Below are 15432 nucleotides of genomic sequence, written 5' to 3'. Positions count from 1 at the left end.
AGACCGCATGTTTTATCCTACCTGTGAAGAATTCCAGGCCTTGTCAGCAACCGGCAACCTGATTCCGGTTTACCGCGAAATCCTGGCGGATATGGAAACTCCGGTGTCCGCGTTTCGCAAGATCGACGACGGGCAGACCGCTTTTCTGCTCGAAAGTATCGAGGGCGGCGAAAAGTGGGCGCGTTATTCCTTTCTCGGCGGCGGCCCGGGGCGGGTGTTCCGCAGCCGGGACAACTATTTTGAGATCTGCGCCGGAGACCGGGTGCTGCGCAGTGGCGAAAGTGACGATCCGCTGGCGGAGCTGCAGAGTCTGATGGCCGAGTACCGGGCGGTGGAACTGCCGGGACTGCCTCGTTTCTGCGGTGGTGCCGTCGGCTACCTCGGTTACGACATGGTTCGTTTTGTCGAGACTCTTCCCGATCACAATCCGCGCCGGATCGATACCTGGGACAGTTGCTTCCTGCTCACCGAGCGGTTGTTGATCTTCGATAATGTGCGGCAGAAGATCAAAGTCGTCTGCAATGTCCATCTGCAGGCGGATGAAGACCCTGAGCTCGCCTACAGAAGGGGCGTAGCCAGTGTCGAGGAGATGATCGCTCAACTCCGGCAGCCGATTGATCGCCGCGGTATGAACGTCCCGGTCACCGCTGATGGGGAGCTGCAGCCCAACTTCACCCCCGACCAGTTCAAACAGGCGGTTGCCCGTTGCAAGGAATACGTCCGGGCCGGTGACATTTTCCAGGTGGTGCTTTCGCAACGATTTTCCGGTGAACTCGGTGCCGATCCCTTTGATGTCTACCGCGCCCTGCGGACGCTGAACCCGTCGCCCTACATGTTTTTTCTCCGTTTCGGCGAAACCCAGGTGATCGGTGCCTCGCCCGAGGTTCTGGTGCGCAAGGAGGGACACCGGGTTGAGGTGCGTCCGATTGCCGGTACCCGGCCGCGGGGAGCGACGCGCGAGGAGGATCTGGCGCTGGAAGCGGATCTTCTGGCCGACGCCAAGGAATGTGCCGAACACATCATGCTGGTCGATCTGGGCCGCAACGACCTCGGGCGGGTCTGCCGCACCGGAACGGTTGAGGTCAGCGAACTGAAGGTCATCGAGCGCTATTCCCATGTCATGCACATCGTGTCCAATGTGCGCGGCGAAGTCGATGCCGACAAGGATTGCTTCGATGTCTTCCGCGCCACCTTTCCTGCCGGCACGCTCTCCGGCGCGCCCAAGATCCGCGCCATGGAAATTATTGACGAACTGGAACCGGCACGCCGCGAGATCTACGGTGGAGCCGTCGGTTATTTCAGTTTTTCCGGTAATATGGATACCGCCATCGTGATCCGCACCCTGGTCGCTCATGATGGTCGCATCCACCTGCAGGCCGGCGCCGGGATTGTTGCCGATTCCGATCCACAGATGGAATACCAGGAAACTCTGAACAAGGCGATGGGGGTTTTCAAAGCCATTGCCATGGCTCGGGAGGGGCTCGATTGAGATGTTGTTGATGATCGACAACTACGATTCGTTCACCTATAACCTGGTTCAGTATTTCGGTGAACTCGGCGCTGAGGTCGAGGTTTATCGCAACGACCGGATCAGTGTTGCCGACATCGAACGGCTGGCTCCGGATCACCTGGTCATCTCCCCCGGCCCCTGTACTCCCAACGAAGCGGGAATTTCGGTGGCCGCGGTGCAGCAACTGGCCGGCCGGATTCCATTGCTCGGCGTCTGTCTCGGACATCAATCGATCGGTCAGGCATTCGGCGGCAAAGTGGTCGCCGCCGCCTCGCTGATGCATGGCAAGACCAGTCCCGTTGAACATGACGGACGCGGGCTGTTTGCCGGTCTCGACAACCCTTTTGTCGCTACGCGCTATCATTCGCTGATTGTCGAGCGGGAAAGCCTGCCCGATTGCCTTGAGGTCACCGCCTGGACCGCGGACGGTACCATCATGGGGCTGCGACATCGACAGCTTCCGGTCTGGGGTGTCCAGTTCCATCCGGAATCGATTCTGACCAGCGCCGGCAAACAGCTGTTGCGCAACTTCCTCAACTTCACCCCCGGAGCCCTGGCTTCGGAAAGGGGGGCGGCATGATTAAACAGGCTATCGCCAAACTGGTCGAAGGACAGAACCTGAGTGAAGCGGAAATGATCGAGGTGATGAACCAGGTCATGGGCGGGGAGGCGACTCCGGCCCAGATCGGCGCGCTGATCACCGCCCTGCGCATCAAGGGCGAGACAGTCGAAGAAATCCGCGGTGCCGCGCGGGTGATGCGGGACCACGCCACCCCGATCCGGGTCGGCCGGACCCTGGATATCGATCGCGACGAGATCAATCTTGACCGTGAGTCGATTCTCGATACCTGCGGCACCGGCGGCAGCGGTACGCGCAGCTTCAACATTTCGACCACGGTCGCCTTTGTTGTCGCCGCCTGTGGCGTCAAGGTCGCCAAACACGGTAACCGCAGCATCTCATCGGCCTGCGGCAGTGCCGACGTGCTTGAGGCTCTCGGCGTCAATCTTGATGTGACCCCGGATCAGGTTGCCGCCGCCATCGAGCAGATCGGTGTCGGTTTCCTCTTTGCCCCGGCTCTGCACGGAGCGATGAAACATGCTATCGGTCCACGCCGCGAGATCGGCATCCGGACTATTTTCAATATTCTCGGGCCCTTGACCAATCCGGCGGGTGCTGATTGCCAGGTCCTCGGGGTTTTTCGCGAAGACCTGGTCGCGTCGTTGGCGGAAGTCCTTTGCGGACTGGGCTGTCGACGCGGGTTCGTTGTCCATGGCAGTGACGGTATGGATGAGATCACTCTGACCGGGCCGACCCGGGTGGCCGCGATTGCCGATGGCAAGGTGGACATGGGACTCATCGATCCACGCAATTTCGGCCTGGAAACCTGTTCGTTGAGTGACCTGCAGGGTGGCGATGCCGCATGTAACGCGGCCATTGTCCGCGCTGTTCTTGCCGGTGAAACAGGCCCGAAACGGGATGTGGTGCTGCTCAATGCCGCTTATGCCCTGGTGGCCGCAGGCGCTGCCGAGAACCCGCTTACGGGGCTGTCCCGGGCCGCGACCGCCATCGACGAGGGACGGGCTCTTGCCTGTCTGAATGCCCTGGTCGAACTGACCAACCGGGTCTGATCTGCCTGAGTGAGTTGCAACGGATGTCGATTCTGGACAAAATTCTGTGTCATAAACAGCAGGAGGTCGCCGATGCGGTTGCCCGGATGCCGCTCTCCGAGTATCGGGCCCGCTGTCGTGATCTCGAGCCGACGCGCGGCTTTGCCGCCGCTCTTTCGTCCCGCAGTGAAACAGGCACCGCCATTATCGCCGAGGTGAAGAAGGGGTCTCCCTCGCGGGGAATTATCCGGGCCGATTTCGATCCCGTCCGGATCGCCGGTGACTACCGGGACGGTGGTGCGACCTGCCTGTCGGTGTTGACCGACCGGGAGTTCTTCTACGGTGATCTCGCTTACCTGCAACGGGTCCGGGATCAGGTTTCGCTGCCGTTGCTGCGCAAGGATTTTATGATCGACCGCTATCAGCTTTTTGAGGCGCGGGCGGCCGGCGCCGATGCCGTACTGCTGATTGCCGCCGCCCTCGAGTCGGCCCAGCTGGAGGATTTTGCCGCCGAGGCGGCCGAACTCGGTCTCGATGTGCTGCTTGAAGTGCACGACGCGGCTGAAATCGAAAAAAGTTTCCAGGTCGCCGCGCCGCTGTTCGGCATCAACAACCGCAACCTGAAAACCTTTGCCACGGACCTGGCGACCACTGAGCGGCTGTTGCCGCTGCTGCCGCCGGAGGCGTTGCCGGTTGCCGAGAGCGGACTGCACACGCGGGCGGATATCGAGCGCCTGCAGCGGGCCGGGGCGCGCGCGTTTCTGATTGGTGAGAGCCTGATGCGTGAAACTGATATTCCGGCCAAGCTGGCCGAACTCCAGGGAGGTAGTCATGTCTGAGGTAATCAAGATTCTTCTTCCGGAAGACCGTATTCCGACCAGCTGGTACAATGTCATCCCCGATCTGCCGGGCCCGATGGCACCGGTGATCCATCCCGGCACCCTGCAGCCGGTGACCCCGGACGATCTGCTGCCGCTGTTTCCCATGGGACTGATTGAACAGGAAGTTTCCAGCGAGCGCTGGATCAAGATTCCCGAACAGGTTCTGGATATCTACCGCCTCTGGCGTCCTTCGCCGCTGTTCCGCGCCCGTCGTCTGGAAAAGGTCCTCGGCACCCCGGCGAAGATTTACTACAAGTACGAAGGGGTTTCCCCGGCCGGCAGCCACAAGCCGAATACCGCCGTTCCCCAGGCCTATTACAACAAGCTGGCCGGGACCAAAAGGATTGCCAGCGAGACCGGCGCCGGGCAGTGGGGGTCGTCGATCGCCCTGGCCTGCCAGATGTTCGGCCTGGAATGCACCGTCTACATGGTCAAGGTCTCCTTCAACCAGAAACCCTACCGCAAGAGCATGATGCAGCTCTGGGGAGCCAATGTCATTCCCTCGCCCTCGGACCAGACCGATGCCGGCCGGGCGATTCTCGAACAGCATCCCGACAGCAACGGTTCGCTGGGAATCGCCATCAGCGAGGCGGTGGAGGATGCGGTGACCCACGAGAACACCCGCTATGCTCTCGGCAGCGTCCTCAACCATGTCTGTCTGCATCAGTCGGTGATCGGCCTGGAAGCCAAGGAGCAGCTGGCCCTGGTCGGCGACTATCCCGATGTTGTCATCGGCTGCCATGGCGGCGGTTCCAATTTCGCCGGGCTTGCCTTCCCGTTTGTGGCCGACAAGGCGGCCGGCAAGGAGGTTCGTCTACTGGCGGCCGAGCCCCAGTCCTGCCCGACCCTGACCAAGGGGGTCTACGAATTCGATTACGGTGACACCGCCAAGATGGCACCGATTTCCCGGATGTACACCCTCGGCCACGATTTCATGCCGCCGGGTATTCATGCCGGCGGGCTGCGCTACCATGGTGCCGCTCCGCTGGTGTCGCAACTGCTGGACGCCGGTGTGATCGAGGCACAGGCGTTCGGCCAGACCGGTTGTTTCGAGGCCGCGGTGCAGTTCACCCGCGCCGAGGGCATCATCCCGGCGCCGGAGTCATCCCACGCCATCCGGGCCGCTGTCGTCGAGGCCCTCAAGGCGAAAGAGGAGGGTAAGGAACGGACCATCCTGTTCAACCTCTCCGGTCATGGCCATGTTGACATGGCCGCCTACGACGCCTACTTCTCCGGCGCACTGGAGGATTACTCCTATCCGGCCGAGGCGATCAGGGAATCGCTCGCGGCGCTGCCGAAGATCGGTTAGGAGCGCCGGTGACGGTTCGGGTCAAAATCTGCGGTATCACCCGTCGCGAGGATGGCGAGCATGCTGTCGCCTGTGGTGCCGATGCGCTCGGGCTGGTCTTCTTCGAGGGCAGCCCGCGTTGTGTCAGCATCGAGCAGGCGCAGAGGATTGTTGCCGGGCTGCCGCCCTTCATCACTCTGGTCGGCCTGTTTGTCAATGCCGACCCGCAGACGATTCGCGAAACGGTGGCGGCCTGCGGACTGGATGCCGTTCAGTTCCATGGTGACGAGCCGCCGGAAGCCTGCCGTATGGACGGGGTGAAGGTGATCAAGGCATTGCGGGTGCGGAACGCGGCAACCCTTGAACAGGCGGGTTCCTATCAGGTTTCGGCGCTGCTGCTCGATGCCTGGGATCCGGAGTGCTATGGGGGCAGCGGACGCAGTTTCAACTGGCAGCTGGCGGCGGAGTTGGCGAGTCGCCGTCCGCTGATCCTGGCCGGTGGGTTGACACCGGACAATGTTGCTGACGCCGTGCGTTGTGTCGGACCCTATGCCGTTGACGTTTCCAGCGGAGTCGAGTCGGCGCCGGGAATCAAGGATCCGGCCAGGGTTGCAGCCTTTATCAGAGCTGTCCGGAGAGAGAGCCGGGGGATGAATTCGCCTCCCCGGCGGGAGATGTGAGAGTGAGCTACAATTATCCAGACAACCAGGGGCACTTCGGTATTTTCGGCGGTCGCTACGTTGCCGAAACCCTGATGCCGGCGATTCAGGAACTGGAGGAGGCCTATCGCAAAGCGCAGGCGGACTCCTCCTTTCAGCGCGAACTCGACTATTACCTGCGCCATTATGTCGGCCGTCCCAGCCCGCTTTATTTCGCCCGGCGCTTGACGGAGCATCTCGGCGGGGCGAAAATCTACCTGAAGCGTGAAGACCTTAACCATACCGGGGCCCACAAGGTCAACAATACCGTCGGCCAGGCTCTGCTGGCACGGCGGATGGGCAAACAGAAGGTGATCGCCGAAACCGGCGCCGGCCAGCACGGGGTCGCCACCGCTACGGTCGCTGCCCTGTTCGGGCTCGAATGCCAGGTTTTCATGGGAACCGAGGATATCCGCCGCCAGGCACTGAATGTGTTTCGCATGAAACTGCTCGGCGCCGAGGTTCACGGGGTGACCAGCGGTACCGCCACCCTCAAGGACGCGATGAATGACGCCCTGCGCCACTGGGTCACCCACGTGCGTGATACCTTCTATGTCATCGGCACCGTGGCCGGGCCGCATCCCTACCCGGAGATGGTGCGCGATTTCCAGGCGGTGATCGGCCGTGAGACCCGCCGCCAGATTCTTGAGATTGAGGGGCGGCTGCCCGACGGGGCGGTGGCCTGTATCGGTGGCGGCTCCAACGCCATGGGTATGTTCTATCCCTTTATTGCGGATGAAAAGGTGCGCCTGATCGGGGTCGAGGCGGCTGGACTCGGTATCGACAGCGGCAGGCACGCCGCGTCCATCGGTGCCGGCGAGGTCGGAGTTCTGCACGGCAACAAGACCTACCTGCTGCAGGACGAACATGGGCAGATCGAGCATGCCCACTCTATTTCCGCCGGTCTCGATTATCCGGGCGTCGGCCCCGAGCATGCCCACCTGCATGATATCGGCCGGGCCGAATATGTCTCGATTCGGGATGACGAAGCGTTGGCGGCGTTTCAGACCCTGACCCGGCTTGAGGGGATCATTCCGGCGCTGGAGAGCGCCCACGCCATCGCCCAGGTGATCAAGCTGGCCCCGCAGCTTGGCAGGGATCAGGTGCTGGTGGTCTGCCTCTCCGGTCGCGGCGACAAGGATATACATACCGTCGCCGATGCCATCGGCGTCGAGATTTGACTGGCACCTGAATCAGTGAATTCAGGTGCCAGGCTGATGAAAAACGTCCGTCTGCTGCGTTGTCCTTCCCCCGCGTCAACGACGTACCTTCCGGTACGCCTTATTCCGCGGGTGTGCGGACGCCTTACATCTGGATATTTTTGCTCAGCCCGGGGAACGATTTTTTCAGCACCCAGCTAAGGTTTTCATCCGGGACTGATTGTTTATCGGCCGGATTTCGCAGACCTCGCCATTTATGGCGGGTACGTTCATCAACAGGATGCCAGATCCCGCAGTCGCGGTGATCCGCAACATCCGGAACCAGGAGCTTATGAAATTTACCGAACTCGACCTGCCGGCCGAAGTGCTGCAGGGGATCAACGCTGTCGGTTTCAGCGAACTGACCCCGGTGCAGGAACAGTCCATCCCGCTGGCGCTGGCCGGCAAGGATGTCGCAGCCCAGGCCCAGACCGGAACCGGCAAGACCGCCGCCTTCCTGATCTCGCTCTTTACCCGTCTGCTGCGCAGCGGGGGACGGACCACCGCCAACCCGCGCGCCCTGATCATCGCCCCGACCCGGGAGCTGGTGGTGCAGATCTGCGCCGATGCCGAAGGACTCGGCAGCGGTTGTCCATTCAAGGTGCAACCGATTTTCGGCGGTGTCGATTATGAAAAACAGCGACAGGCGCTGCGCAACGGCGTCGACGTGATTGTGGCGACACCGGGGCGTTTGATCGATTACTACAAACAGAAGGTCTTCGCCCTCGACCGGATCGAGGCGGTGATCATCGACGAGGCCGACCGGATGTTTGACATGGGCTTCATCCGTGACCTGCGTTTTCTGTTGCGCAAGCTGCCGTCCTATGAAAAACGCCAGACCATGCTCTTTTCGGCGACCCTCAGCCAGCGGGTGATGGAGCTGGCCTACGAGTTCATGGATATTGCCGAAAAGGTTCGCATCGAGCCGGAGAAGATGACCGTCGACCGGGTTGAGCAGATTCTCTATCATGTGACCCGCCGGGAGAAATTCCCCCTGCTGCTGGGGCTGATCCGGCAGGAACAGCCCCAGCGCACCCTGTTGTTTGTCAATACCAAGCGCGAGGCGGAACATCTGGCCGACAAGCTCAAGGCCAACGACTGCAGGGCGGCGGTTATTTCCGGTGACATCGTGCAGCGCAAACGGATGCGTATCCTTGACGATTTCAAGGCCGGACGGTTGAATTTCCTGGTTGCGACCGATGTCGCGTCCCGCGGCATCCACGTCGAGGATGTCAGTCACGTTGTCAATTACGATCTGCCGCAGGATCCGGAGGATTATGTTCATCGCATCGGTCGGACCGCGCGTGCCGGAGCGATGGGGAAGGCGATCACCCTGGCTGATGAAGAGCTGGTTTTTTACCTGGCCGACATCGAGGAATACCTGGGACAGAAGATTCCCAGCACCTTTCCCGAGGATGATCAGCTGGTCTGGAATTACAAGCGGCCGGCGCCGCGCAAGAAGCCGCCGCAGAAGGGACGACCGACCGAAGGTGAAAAGCGGCGTCGGTCCAGACGACACCCCCGGCAGAAACCGCGCGGTTCGAAGAGCGGATCCTGACGGACAATGACCATTGTCCGCCCACCAGATCCGGCACTGTTCCACTGGATCGGGTTGCCAGGAGATGATGATGCTCGGTGCTGAACTCCCCGGTCTGTTGAGCTGCCGGTGTTGCCCGCGCCTGGTGCAGTTGCTCGGTGATCTCCCACCCCGCCAAGGTCTCAGTCGAAGTGATTACTGGAACCGGCCGGTGCCCGGATTCGGTGACCGCCGGGCACGTGTCTGCCTGGTCGGACTGGCGCCCGGGGCGCACGGGGCCAATCGGACCGGACGCCCCTTCACCGGGGACGGTGCCGGTGACTTCATGTACCCGTTGCTGCACCAGGCGGGGTTCAGCAATCAGCCCCAGGCGGTGGCGGCGAATGACGGCCTGCGGTTGCATGATCTCTATCTGACCAATGCCGTCAAGTGCCTGCCGCCGGGAAATAAACCGCGGGCCGATGAATTTCATGCCTGTCGCGGTTTTCTGCTGAATGAGCTTGCCGCCCTGCCGCGGTTGCGGGTGGTGGTCGCCCTTGGAGGAGATGCTTTCCGTTCCCTGCTGCAGGCCTATAAGGCGTGGGGGTTTGTCGAACGTCTCGGTGATTATCCCTTCGGGCATGGTGTTGTTTATCCCTTTGCAGGAGCGCCGAGCCTGGTCGGCAGCTATCACACCAGCCGCTATAATATTCAGACCGGTCGTCTGACGGTTGCCATGTTTCAGGACCTGCTGCAGACGGTGCGACGCCTGGCGGGATAACGGTTGAAAAGGCATCGTCGTTCGATTAGACTGGCAGAATTTGAATGGAAAACGGGTAAAGCATGGGACGGATTGCCGAAACATTTGCTAAACTGAAAAAACAGGGCCGCAAGGCACTGGTACCCTTTGTGACCGCCGGCGATCCTGATATGGCGACCACCGAGACGTTGTTGCACTCTCTGGTTGAGAATGGGGCCGATGTCATTGAGCTGGGGATTCCGTTTTCCGATCCGATGGCGGACGGACCGACGATTCAGGCCGCTTCAGAGAGGGCCCTGGCCGGTGGCGTGACTCTTGGGGCGATTCTGCAGCTGGTGAGTCGGGTGCGGCAACACACCAACACGCCGATTGTGCTGATGGGGTATTACAACCCGGTGCTGCGTTATGGCATCGACGCCTTTGCCGCGGATGCCGCCGCCGCCGGGGTGGATGGCCTGTTGCTGGTCGACCTGCCGCCGGAAGAGGCGGGAGAAATCCATGGAGCTCTGCGCCGCAGGCAGATCAACCTGATAACGCTGCTGGCCCCGACCAGCCCCCCGGAACGTCGTCGGCAACTGGCTGCCGCCGGCGAAGGTTATCTCTATTATGTTTCGATGACCGGCGTCACCGGTACTCAGCATGTCGATCCTCAGGCGATTGCCGCAGACGTCGCCGCGTTGCGCCGCGAAAGCAGGGTTCCGGTTGCGGTCGGTTTCGGTATCACCTCGCCGAGCGACGCGGAAGCGGTGGCTGCTTTTGCCGATGCGGTGGTGGTCGGCAGCGCGTTGGTCAAAATTATTGCCGAATATGGCAAATCACCCGAACTGCCGGAGCGGGTCGCGGAATTCATCGCCGCCCTGCGCCAGGGAGTTGACCGGGCCACCTGAAGCTCGGGGCGGTCCACGGGGAATTCATGGAGATACGTGTCTTAGGCAGTTTCGGATCGCGCCTGCCCGGCTTCAATACCAGCAGCCTGCTGCTTGACGGGCGGCTGTTGCTCGACGCCGGAACCGTGACCGCCATTCTTCCCCTGGAAGAACAGGCTGCCATTGACGATGTGCTGCTGACTCACGGCCATCTCGATCATATGGTCGACCTTGCTTTTCTGGTTGACAATGTCCTGACCCTGCGCGAAACCCCGTTGCGGGTTTGGGGCCCTGCTGTCGTGCTGGAAAGCCTGCGCCGCAATCTCTTCAATGGTGAGGTCTGGCCCGACTTTTCGCGCCTGCCGCAGGCCGCCGCGCCGGCCCTGCAGTTCTGTCCTCTCAATGAGGCGGGTGGAACTGAAATCGCCGGTTATCGGGTCGAGTGGGCTCGAACCAGCCACCCGGTCTTCACCGCCGGCTATCTGCTCCATGGTGATGCCGGTTCGGTTCTCTTCTCCGGGGATACCACGACGACCGAAGCCATCTGGCAGCTCGGCAGAGGGTGTCGTGATCTGTTGCTGGCGTTTATCGAAACCTCATTTCCGGACCGGCTTCGTGAGCTTGCGATTGCCAGCGGTCACCTGACTCCGGCGATGCTCAGGAGTGAACTTGCCAAGTTTGGCCGTCCGGATGTTCCCGTCAAAATTTTCCATGTAAAACCCCAGTTTCTGGCTGAAGTTGAAGCCGAACTGGCCGCCTTGGGAGACCTTCAACTGGAAGTTCTCAAGGGGGGCGAAGCCTTCTATTTCGCCGGTTCTGTGCGTGCTGCGAGGTAACCATGGCCTGGTTCAAGAGAAAGAAAAAGCCCCTGACCGGGGCGGTTGAGGCGAAAAAGGTTCAGATGCCCGAAGGTGTCTGGACCAAGTGTAAAAACTGCGATGAGATCATCTATACCAAGGAGATCGAGCGCAATCTGAACGTCTGCCCGAAATGCGATTACCATTTCCGCATTTCCGCGCGGGCGCGGATCGACCTGGTGCTTGACGGCGGTTCCTTCGAGGAGGTCGATGCTGGCATGCAGTCGGTTGATTTTCTCGGTTTCAAGGACTCGAAGAAATACAAGGAACGCATCAAGGCCGCCCTGGCCAAGGCCGGGGGGGGGGATGCCATTGTCTGTGGAACGGGCGCCATCGAGGGTCTGCCGGTCGCCGTCGGAGTCTTTGATTTCAGCTTCATGGGCGGCAGCATGGGTTCGGTGGTGGGCGAGAAAATCACCCGGATCATGGAGAAGGGGCTGGAGTTGAAGTGCCCGGTCATTATCTTTTCTTCGTCCGGTGGCGCGCGGATGCAGGAGAGCATTCTCTCCCTGATGCAGATGGCCAAGACCAGCGCCGTGCTGGCCAAGCTCAAGGCCGAAGGTGTTCCATTTATTTCAGTTCTTACCGATCCGACCACCGGTGGCGTGACGGCGAGCTTTGCCATGCTCGGCGACATCAATATGGCTGAACCGAAGGCGCTGATCGGTTTTGCCGGTCCGCGGGTCATTGAACAGACCATCCGCCAACAGCTTCCGGACGGGTTTCAACGCTCCGAATTTCTACTTGAACACGGCATGGTCGACATGATTGTCCAGCGCCAGGAAATGAAGGCACGCCTGGCGCAGATCCTGCGGATCTTCACCAAGAGCTGAGCGGTGGATTACCGCCGCAGCCTGGATTACCTCTACGGCCTGCAGCAGTTCGGCATCAAGCTCGGGCTTGACAATGTTAAGGAACTGCTGAGGCGGGTGGGGAATCCGCAGCATTCGCTGTCAATCGTGCACCTCGCCGGAACCAACGGCAAGGGTTCGACCGCCTGTGCCCTTGCCGCCCTGCTCGGCAGCAGCGGCCTGAGGGTCGGGCTGTATACCTCGCCCCATCTGCATTCCTTTACCGAACGCATCCAGATCGCGGGGACGCCGATCCCGGAGTCCGAAGTCGCGGCACTGACGGCGGAGTTGAAGTCAGTCGCGGTCGGCATTCCGGTCACCTTCTTCGAGTTTACGACGGTGCTGGCGCTGCTCTATTTTCAGCGTTGCCGGGTCGACTGGGTGGTCCTCGAAACCGGTCTCGGCGGGCGGCTTGACGCCACCAATGCGGTGCATCCGCAGCTTTGTCTGCTGACACCGATCGCCCTTGATCACCAGGCCTACCTGGGGGAAGGATTGACGGCGATTGCTATGGAAAAGGCGGGAATCATGAAACCGTCAGTGCCGGTCCTCAGTGCCCGGCAGACTCCCGAGGCGATGCGGGTTGTCCTGCAGCGCGCCGTGCGTCTTGCCGCCCCATTGCGCATTGCCGGGGTGGATTGGCGGGTCGCGTCCTGTTCCCCGCGAAGCATCCATTTCTCCGGTCGCAACTGGCGGCTGACTGACTTGCCGCAGGCCCTGCCCGGCGCCCACCAGTGTGACAACCTCGGACTCGCCCTGGCGGCTGCTGAACAACTGACTGAAATGGGCTGTGCTCTTGACCCTCGCCTCTTTTCCGCCGCCCTGAAGAGACTGACCTGGCCCGGTCGGATTGAACTCTGGCGGGGACGGGGGCCGGTTCTGCTCGATGGTGCCCACAACCCTGCCGGTGCCCGCAGCCTGGCCGACTATCTCGCTGCCGAGGGACTGGACGAACTGGTTCTGGTTACGGCATTCAAGGCGGACAAGGACTGCGGCGAAATCCTCTCGCTGCTGGCCCCCTTCTGCCGCTCCTGCTGCATCGCTCCCCTGGCCGGCCAGCCGAGCGTTGCGCCCCGGGAGATCGTCGAACACCTCCGGGCCTCCGGTCTGCCCGCGGATGTTTTTGCTTCGGTTGCCGAGGCGTTGCGGGCGGCCCTTGAAAGCCCCGGCAGTGAGAAGGGGGTGCTGGTGGCCGGCTCCCTGTTCCTGGTCGCCGAGGCGCGGACAGAACTGTGTCGCGCCGATAACTATGTATTGACTGTTTCTTCGGATTGTTGAGGGTATCGATGCGTTCGGTTCTGCTGCTGCTTTTTTTGCTGTCGCTGTTGCCCGGTCGTCCCGTGGCGGCCGCCGATCCTCAATCGGAGGAGACTGTGTCGGCTGTCGGCGCCCTTGATCAGTTGAAAAACCAGCCCATCGACATCGAGGCCGACCGGCTGGAGTTTGACCAGCAGAGCGGAACCTACCAGGCGGACGGCGCGGTACGTATCACGTCCGGTCCGATAACGCTGCGTTCCGAGTCGGTCAGGGTCAATCCGCAGACGACGGAGGTCACGGCCAGCGGCAAGGTGAGCATCAGCAGCCCGGAAGGAGAGGTCCAGGGCGAGTCACTACGACTCAACCTTCGTTCCGGCCGAGGTCGCCTGGAAAAGGGGAAATTACTGATCCGGGAGCAGAACTTTCATGTTGCCGGTGAGGAGATTGAGAAGATCGACCAGAAAACCTACCTTCTCACCCGCGGAAGTTTTACCACCTGTGACGGTGACAACCCCGACTGGCATTTCTCGGCCCGCGACCTGGAGGTAACTGTCGATGGTTACGCCAAGGGGCACGATGCGGTTTTCTATCTGCGCGATATCCCGATCCTCTACACGCCCTACCTGATTTACCCGGTCAAACAGAAACGTGAAAGCGGGTTCCTGATACCGAGTGGGGGTTATTCGCAGAAACGGGGCACCCAGATTTCGATCCCCTTCTACTGGGCCATCGCCCGTAACCAGGATGCCACTTTTTACCTTGACTGGCTCTCCGATCTCGGCCTCGGCAAAGGGGCGGAATATCGTTACGTGTTCAGTGGCGGCAATGTCGGTGATCTCGACCTCTACCATATCAACGGGGTCAAGGGGGCTGACAGCCGCTATGCCGGCAAATGGAATCACGACGGCATGCTGCCGTATCAGTGGCGGTTGAAAGCCGATGCCGAGTATGTCAGCAGTCGTGACTATTTCGAAGATTTCGGCAAGGTCTCCGGGGAGTACAACAAGGACAAGGTTGATACGACAATCAGTGTCAACCGCAACTGGAACAAGTTCAATCTGACGACCCAGGTCAAGTACACCAAGGACCTGCAGAAAAATAACGACCAGACCCTGCAGCGACTCCCCGAGGTTCGTTTCGAAGCCATGCAGCAGCGGCTTGGTTCCTTGCCCGTCTACGCGGAATTTGCCGGGGCAAGTACCTACTTCTGGCGGCGGAGAGGCCTCAAGGGGGAACGGTTGCAGGGGCGGCCGGCGCTGTCGGTGGTCTGGCAGCCGGGGGACATCATCGAGATCCAGCCGGAAATAGGCTATACCCGCAGCCATTACTGGACGTCCAAAGAAGGGCCGGGGTACGAAGACAGCGGCATCTATGATTTCAAAACCCGCATTTCGACCACCCTTTACCGGGTTTTTCCGTTGTCGGGAAAACTGGTGACCCGGATTCGACACAGCATTGAAACCGATCTGGCTTATACTTTCGTTCCTGACGAGGATCAGTCACATCTGCCGGAGTTCGATTCTCTCGACCGGATCGAAGCGGTCAACCGTCTCAGCTACGGTCTCACCAATCGGCTGGTTGCCCGGATTGAATCGCCCGGCGCCGACCCCGTTTACCATGAATTCCTTTATCTGCGTCTCACACAGGAGTACGATATCGGAGAGTCACGGCGGGAGCTGCTCAACCCGGTTGATGAGCGGCGGCCCTTTTCGTCTCTGCGCAGCGAACTGATTCTGCGGCCGACCCGCAAAAGCCTGCTTGATATCGACGCGCGGTTCGATCCCAATCGGGATACACGTGGCTTCACCACCTTCAATGTCGATGGTCGTTATCGTGACGGCCGTGGCAATGGACTGCAGATCGGTTATCGTTATCGCGAAGGGACGGTTGATTACGCCCGTGCTGAAATTGATCTCTCTGTTTTGAAACCGCTCTATGTCAATTATCAGCAACGCTACAATTTTTCCGGCGGCGGCGGGAGCCTGGAAAAGGTTGTTGATCTGGAATATCGTTCCCAATGCTGGAGTCTTTATTTTACCTATCGTGACCGCCGTGATGATACCGAGTATCTCTTCTCCTTTTCCTTGAGCGGGCTGGGGCGTAGCGGGTCGCGCAGGGAACCGCTCGCAACGCAGCCGTGA

General features: G+C 60.7%; 14 protein-coding genes. All 14 read left to right on the top strand.

What is annotated here, in order from left to right:
• The first annotated feature begins 7 nt into the window (after positions 1-7).
• Entirely contained in the window at positions 8-1489 is a 1482-nt protein-coding gene (gene trpE, locus C2E25_RS01635; RefSeq protein ID WP_103114073.1) for an anthranilate synthase component I, read from the top strand.
• Between the two features lies 1 nt (position 1490).
• Positions 1491-2090 carry an anthranilate synthase component II gene (locus C2E25_RS01630; protein WP_103114072.1) on the top strand — a complete coding sequence of 200 codons (600 nt, stop codon included), beginning with the start codon at positions 1491-1493 and terminating at the stop codon, positions 2088-2090.
• The gene (gene trpD, locus C2E25_RS01625; protein WP_103114071.1) at positions 2087-3139 is read left to right on the top strand and encodes an anthranilate phosphoribosyltransferase; all 1053 of its coding nucleotides are present in this window, start codon (positions 2087-2089) and stop codon (positions 3137-3139) included. The genes C2E25_RS01630 and trpD overlap by 4 nt, the downstream gene beginning before the upstream one ends.
• 23 nt (positions 3140-3162) lie before the next feature.
• Positions 3163-3957, top strand: coding sequence for an indole-3-glycerol phosphate synthase TrpC (gene trpC, locus C2E25_RS01620; protein ID WP_103114070.1), 795 nt, complete (start codon positions 3163-3165; stop codon positions 3955-3957).
• Positions 3950-5308: a TrpB-like pyridoxal phosphate-dependent enzyme gene (locus C2E25_RS01615; RefSeq protein ID WP_103114069.1), complete on the top strand. Its 1359-nt coding sequence runs from the start codon at positions 3950-3952 to the stop codon at positions 5306-5308. Before trpC ends, C2E25_RS01615 begins: the two co-directional genes overlap by 8 nt.
• 8 nt (positions 5309-5316) lie before the next feature.
• Positions 5317-5967, top strand: a complete 651-nt coding sequence (locus C2E25_RS01610) for a phosphoribosylanthranilate isomerase (RefSeq protein ID WP_103114068.1) — start codon at positions 5317-5319, stop codon at positions 5965-5967.
• A gap of 2 nt (positions 5968-5969) precedes the next feature.
• Positions 5970-7166 carry a tryptophan synthase subunit beta gene (gene trpB, locus C2E25_RS01605; protein WP_103114067.1) on the top strand — a complete coding sequence of 399 codons (1197 nt, stop codon included), beginning with the start codon at positions 5970-5972 and terminating at the stop codon, positions 7164-7166.
• Positions 7167-7476: 310 nt separating this feature from the next.
• Positions 7477-8742: a DEAD/DEAH box helicase gene (locus C2E25_RS01600; RefSeq protein WP_103114066.1), complete on the top strand. Its 1266-nt coding sequence runs from the start codon at positions 7477-7479 to the stop codon at positions 8740-8742.
• A gap of 70 nt (positions 8743-8812) precedes the next feature.
• Complete coding sequence (locus C2E25_RS01595; protein WP_103114065.1) at positions 8813-9481, top strand: uracil-DNA glycosylase; 669 nt, start codon at positions 8813-8815, stop codon at positions 9479-9481.
• A gap of 62 nt (positions 9482-9543) precedes the next feature.
• Complete coding sequence (gene trpA, locus C2E25_RS01590; protein WP_103114064.1) at positions 9544-10347, top strand: tryptophan synthase subunit alpha; 804 nt, start codon at positions 9544-9546, stop codon at positions 10345-10347.
• 26 nt (positions 10348-10373) lie between these two features.
• Complete coding sequence (locus tag C2E25_RS01585; protein WP_103114063.1) at positions 10374-11162, top strand: 3',5'-cyclic-nucleotide phosphodiesterase; 789 nt, start codon at positions 10374-10376, stop codon at positions 11160-11162.
• Positions 11163-11164: 2 nt separating this feature from the next.
• The gene (gene accD / locus C2E25_RS01580; protein ID WP_103114062.1) at positions 11165-12016 is read left to right on the top strand and encodes an acetyl-CoA carboxylase, carboxyltransferase subunit beta; all 852 of its coding nucleotides are present in this window, start codon (positions 11165-11167) and stop codon (positions 12014-12016) included.
• Positions 12017-12019: 3 nt separating this feature from the next.
• A complete protein-coding gene (locus C2E25_RS01575; protein ID WP_103114061.1) occupies positions 12020-13312 on the top strand; it encodes a bifunctional folylpolyglutamate synthase/dihydrofolate synthase in 1293 nt (430 codons plus the stop codon).
• A gap of 8 nt (positions 13313-13320) precedes the next feature.
• The gene (locus tag C2E25_RS01570) at positions 13321-15432 is read left to right on the top strand and encodes an LPS-assembly protein LptD (protein WP_103114060.1); all 2112 of its coding nucleotides are present in this window, start codon (positions 13321-13323) and stop codon (positions 15430-15432) included.

It is taken from the genome of Geothermobacter hydrogeniphilus, assembly GCF_002898515.1.
Classification (GTDB): domain Bacteria; phylum Desulfobacterota; class Desulfuromonadia; order Desulfuromonadales; family Geothermobacteraceae; genus Geothermobacter_A.
This window is presented reverse-complemented; position numbering and strand designations above follow the sequence as displayed.